Here is a 3,954-nt window from a genome sequence, read left to right as displayed (position 1 = left end):
GAAGCGGCGGACCTCGTCGAGCAGCTGCGCCCACGTCCACCGGGTGTCCTGACCGGGCTGGACGTCGGCGACCGCCTCGCGATCCGGCCAGAGTGCCGCCGCCCGGCGCAGGGCGGCGGCGGTGGTCTCGACGTCGCGGGGGGCGGCGGTGGAGCTGTCGTTCATCGCGGACTCCTCGGGTGCTGCGGGTGTGGCGCCCACCACGGTACCAAGCACCTGCTTGGTCGGCCCCGTGCTCAGTACCTGAGCGCACCCCGGTCGAACGGGACCTGGACCCCCGAGATCGAGCGGGAACCGTCCCCGGCCAGGAACGACACCACGTCGGCGACCTCCTCGGGGGGCATGAAGTCCGCCAGGGTGCTGACGCCGTCCGCGAGGACGTTCTTGAGGGGCATCGGCGAGAAGCTGTGCAGGTACGACGGGAACCGGCCGAAGATCTCCGCCATGCCGTCGGGGTCGATCATCGGCGTGTCCACCGAGTACGGGTGGATCGAGTTGACCCGGATGCCGAACTCGCCCGCCTCGAGGGCGAGTGAGTTGGTCAGCGCGACCAGGCCGGCCTTGGAGGCCGAGTAGTGCCCGTTGCCCGGCGTGGCCTTGAGGCCCGCCGACGAGCTGACGATGATGATCGACCCGCCGTTGCCCGCGGAGATCATCGCCGGCACCGCCGCGCGGATCGTCCGCCACGTGCCGCTGAGGTTGACGCCGATGACCATGTCCCAGTCGTCCTCCGGCAGCTCCCACAGCCGGCCCCAGGTGAGGACGCCGGCGTTGGCGACGACGATGTCCAGCCGGCCGAAGGTGGCGATGGTGCGGGTGACCAGGTCCTGCAGCGCGCCCAGTTCCCGGATGTCGAGGACGGCCGAGAGGGATCTGCCCCCGGCCTCCTCGACCAGGCGAACGGTCTCGGCGAGATCGTCCGGTGTCGGCGCCGGGTAGGAGACGGACTCGGATACGGGGGCGCAGATGTCGGTGACCACGACGTCCGCGCCCTCCGAGGCGAGACGGACGGCGTGGGCCCGGCCCTGTGCCCGGGCGGCGCCGGTGACCAGTGCGACCTTGCCCTCCAGGGGCGTGACGGGTGTGCTCATGTCGACCATCACACCCGACGCGGTCAGTGGGGGCGGCCGGTTCCGGCAAACCAAGCAAGTGCTTGGTAGAGTGGCCCCATGACCCAGAGCACCAGGCCGGCGTCGGAGATGACCGACGACGAGTTCGCCGCGGAGTTCCGCACGTGGCTGGACGACAACCTGACCGGAGACTTCGCCGAGATCAAGGGCACCGGCGGGCCCGGCAGCGAGCACCAGTTCTTCGCCCGACGCCTGGCCTGGGAGCGGCACATGGCCGAGGCCGGGTGGACCTGCGTGGGCTGGCCGGTCGAGTACGGCGGCCGCGGGGCATCCCTGAGCCAGCAGGTCCGCGTGCACGAGGAGTACGCCAAGGCCGACGCCCCGGCGCGGGTGTCGCACCTGGGCGAGACGCTGCTCGGGCCCACCCTCATCGCGCACGGTACGCAGGAGCAGAAGGACCGTTTCCTGCCGCGGATCCTCGACGTCACCGAACTGTGGGCGCAGGGGTACTCCGAGCCCGGCGCCGGATCCGATCTGGCGAACGTGTCCACCACCGCGCGCCTGGGCGAGGACGGCAGATGGCATCTGCACGGGCAGAAGGTGTGGACCTCCCTGGCGCACCTGAGCCAGTGGGTGTTCGTCGTGGCCCGGACCGAGGAGGGGACCAGCCGTCACAAGGGTCTGAGCTTCCTGCTGGTGCCGCTGGACCAGCCGGGCGTCGAGATCAGGCCGATCCAGCAGCTCACCGGGACCTCGGAGTTCAACGAGGTCTTCTTCGACGATGCCGTCACCGACGCCGGGATGATCGTGGGGGAGCGGGGCGAGGGCTGGAAGGTCGCCATGACCCTGCTGGAGTTCGAGCGGGGTGTGTCCACGCTCGGTCAGCAGGTGGGCTTCGCCCGCGAGCTCGACCAGATCGTGGCCATGGCCCGGTCCAACGGCAGCGCGGAGGTCCCCGCGGTGCGCGAACGGATCACGCGCGCCTGGGTCGGGCTCAAGGTGATCCGCGCCCATGCGCTGCGTACCCTCGCCGAGCGCGACGCCTCCGGGGGTAACGCCTCCGCGGCCAAACTCCTGTGGGCCACCTGGCACCGCGATCTGGGCGAGCTGGCGATGACCGTGCAGGGGGCGGAGTCGCTCACCGGGCCCACGCACGACTCCGAGGGCGCGGCCAACGACCTGCACGACCCGGAGCATCTCGAGTTGGCGCGGTGGCAGCGGCTGTTCCTGTTCACCCGCTCCGACACCATCTACGGCGGATCCAACGAGATCCAGCGCAACATCATCTCCGAGCGCGTGCTCGGACTACCCCGAGAGGCCAGGCCGTCATGACCCAGCACAAGTCCCCCCTCGCCGCGTCCCCGCTGTCCACGGTGCCCGAGGAGACCCCGGGACACGGGCTGCTCGCGGGCAAGAAGGTCGTGGTGACGGCGGCCGCCGGCACGGGGATCGGGTTCTCGGCCGCACGTCGCGCCGCGCTCGAGGGTGCCGACGTGCTGGTGTCGGACTTCCACGAGCGCCGCATGAACGAGGCCCGCGACACGCTCGCCGCCGAGTTCCCCGAGCAGCGGTTCGAGGCCATCACCTGCAACGTGCAGTCGACCTCGGACGTCGACGCGCTGATCTCCGGCGCCGCCGAAAAGCTCGGCCGCATCGACGTGCTGGTCAACAACGCCGGCTTCGGAGGCGAGGGTGAGCTGGTCGACATGACCGACGAGGACTGGGACCGGGTCCTCGACATCACGCTCAACGGCACGTTCCGCGCGACCCGCGCGGCGCTGCGGTACTTCCGCGACGTGCCCCACAACGGGGTGATCGTCAACAACGCCTCGGTGCTGGGGTGGCGCGCGCAGCGGGCGCAGGCGCACTACGCGGCGGCCAAGGCCGGCGTCATGGCGCTCACCCGGTGTTCCGCGATCGAGGGCGCCGACTTCGGCGTGCGCATCAACGCGATCGCGCCCTCCATCGCCCGCCACGCGTTCCTGGAGAAGTCGGCCTCCGCCGAGCTCCTCGACGAGCTCGCCGCCAAGGAGGCGTTCGGGCGGGCCGCCGACGTCTGGGAGGTGGCCGCGACCATCGCCATGCTCGCCAGCGACTACACCACCTACCTCACCGGGGAGGTCGTCTCCATCTCGTCCCAGCGGGCCTGACCCGCGGTGGCCCCGGGCCCGGGGCTAGGCGTTCCGGATCTTCTCGACCTGCTTGCCGAAGGCGTCCACAGCCGTGTCCCGTTCCACGTCGGAGACCGGCCCCACACCGTTGGCGACCGTGACGGAGACTCCGATCCCCCGCACGACCCCGGTGATCAGGACGTTCCCCGTGAGCATCTCCTGACCCATCATGTCCATGGTGTTGGTCTGCGAGATGGCGGCGAAGTGCTCCACGCCCTCGGGAGCCTGGAGTTCCAGCAGCGAGTTCTCGGCCCGGGTGGTCACCTCGGTCCCCTCGAGGGGGATCGTGACCGTCATGGTCGGGCAGTCGGCGATGAGCTGCTCACGAGCGGGAAGGCTGTCGGTCACCGTCGTCACGGACACCGCGTACGCGGAGTTCCCGCTCTGGCCCGCCTGGATCGCCATCGCGCCCGGTTCGGCCTGGGCGAGGAAGGCGTCCTGGCTGAAGTCCGCGCAACGCTCGGGGTCGACACGGATCCCCGCGGCGATGTCCTCCAGCGCGCCGACCCCTCCCGCGATGTCCTCGGACGAGACGGGGGACAGGCCCAGTTCGGGGGCGTCGTCGGCGTTCAGCACCAACTGGTCGACGCCTGCGTCCGGCGCGCCCGGTGCGCTCGTCGGCTGGTCCCGGGGCGCCTCGGCCACCGCGGTGGTGGTGCCCGCGGGGGTGTCGTCGTCGCCGGTCTCGCCGATCGTGCAGGCGGTGAGGCTCA

4 protein-coding genes are annotated in these 3,954 nt (G+C 71.1%); 2 read left to right on the top strand and 2 right to left on the bottom strand.

Features of this window, described 5'->3' with window-relative positions:
• Nucleotides 1-236: 236 nt before the first annotated feature.
• Nucleotides 237-1,091: a mycofactocin-coupled SDR family oxidoreductase gene (locus tag G6022_RS13345; protein ID WP_182639501.1), complete on the bottom strand. Its 855-nt coding sequence runs from the start codon at nucleotides 1,089-1,091 to the stop codon at nucleotides 237-239.
• Nucleotides 1,092-1,169: 78 nt separating this feature from the next.
• Here G6022_RS13345 and G6022_RS13340 point away from each other — a divergent pair, with 78 nt between their 5' ends.
• Nucleotides 1,170-2,402 (top strand): acyl-CoA dehydrogenase family protein, encoded by a 1,233-nt coding sequence (locus G6022_RS13340; RefSeq protein ID WP_182610490.1) that lies wholly within the window; start codon nucleotides 1,170-1,172, stop codon nucleotides 2,400-2,402.
• Nucleotides 2,399-3,220: an SDR family oxidoreductase gene (locus G6022_RS13335; protein ID WP_182617006.1), complete on the top strand. Its 822-nt coding sequence runs from the start codon at nucleotides 2,399-2,401 to the stop codon at nucleotides 3,218-3,220. Before G6022_RS13340 ends, G6022_RS13335 begins: the two co-directional genes overlap by 4 nt.
• A 24-nt stretch (nucleotides 3,221-3,244) precedes the next feature.
• On the opposite strand, the gene G6022_RS13330 is transcribed toward G6022_RS13335, so the two are convergent.
• Nucleotides 3,245-3,954 (bottom strand): hypothetical protein (locus G6022_RS13330; protein WP_182617004.1); only part of this gene is annotated, 710 nt, incomplete at its 5' end.

Source organism: Dietzia sp. Cai40 (genome assembly GCF_014145165.1).
In the GTDB taxonomy this organism is placed as follows: domain Bacteria; phylum Actinomycetota; class Actinomycetes; order Mycobacteriales; family Mycobacteriaceae; genus Dietzia; species Dietzia natronolimnaea.
Note: the sequence above shows the minus strand (reverse complement) of the source record. Positions and strands in the feature narration are given on the sequence as shown.

What these genes read in the sequence shown, in the direction of transcription:
- G6022_RS13345 (WP_182639501.1), bottom strand. Translation starts at nt 1,091, where the DNA reads ATGAGCACACCCGTCACGCCCCTGGAGGGCAAGGTCGCACTGGTCACC.
- G6022_RS13340 (WP_182610490.1), top strand. Translation starts at nt 1,170, where the DNA reads ATGACCCAGAGCACCAGGCCGGCGTCGGAGATGACCGACGACGAGTTC.
- G6022_RS13335 (WP_182617006.1), top strand. Translation starts at nt 2,399, where the DNA reads ATGACCCAGCACAAGTCCCCCCTCGCCGCGTCCCCGCTGTCCACGGTG.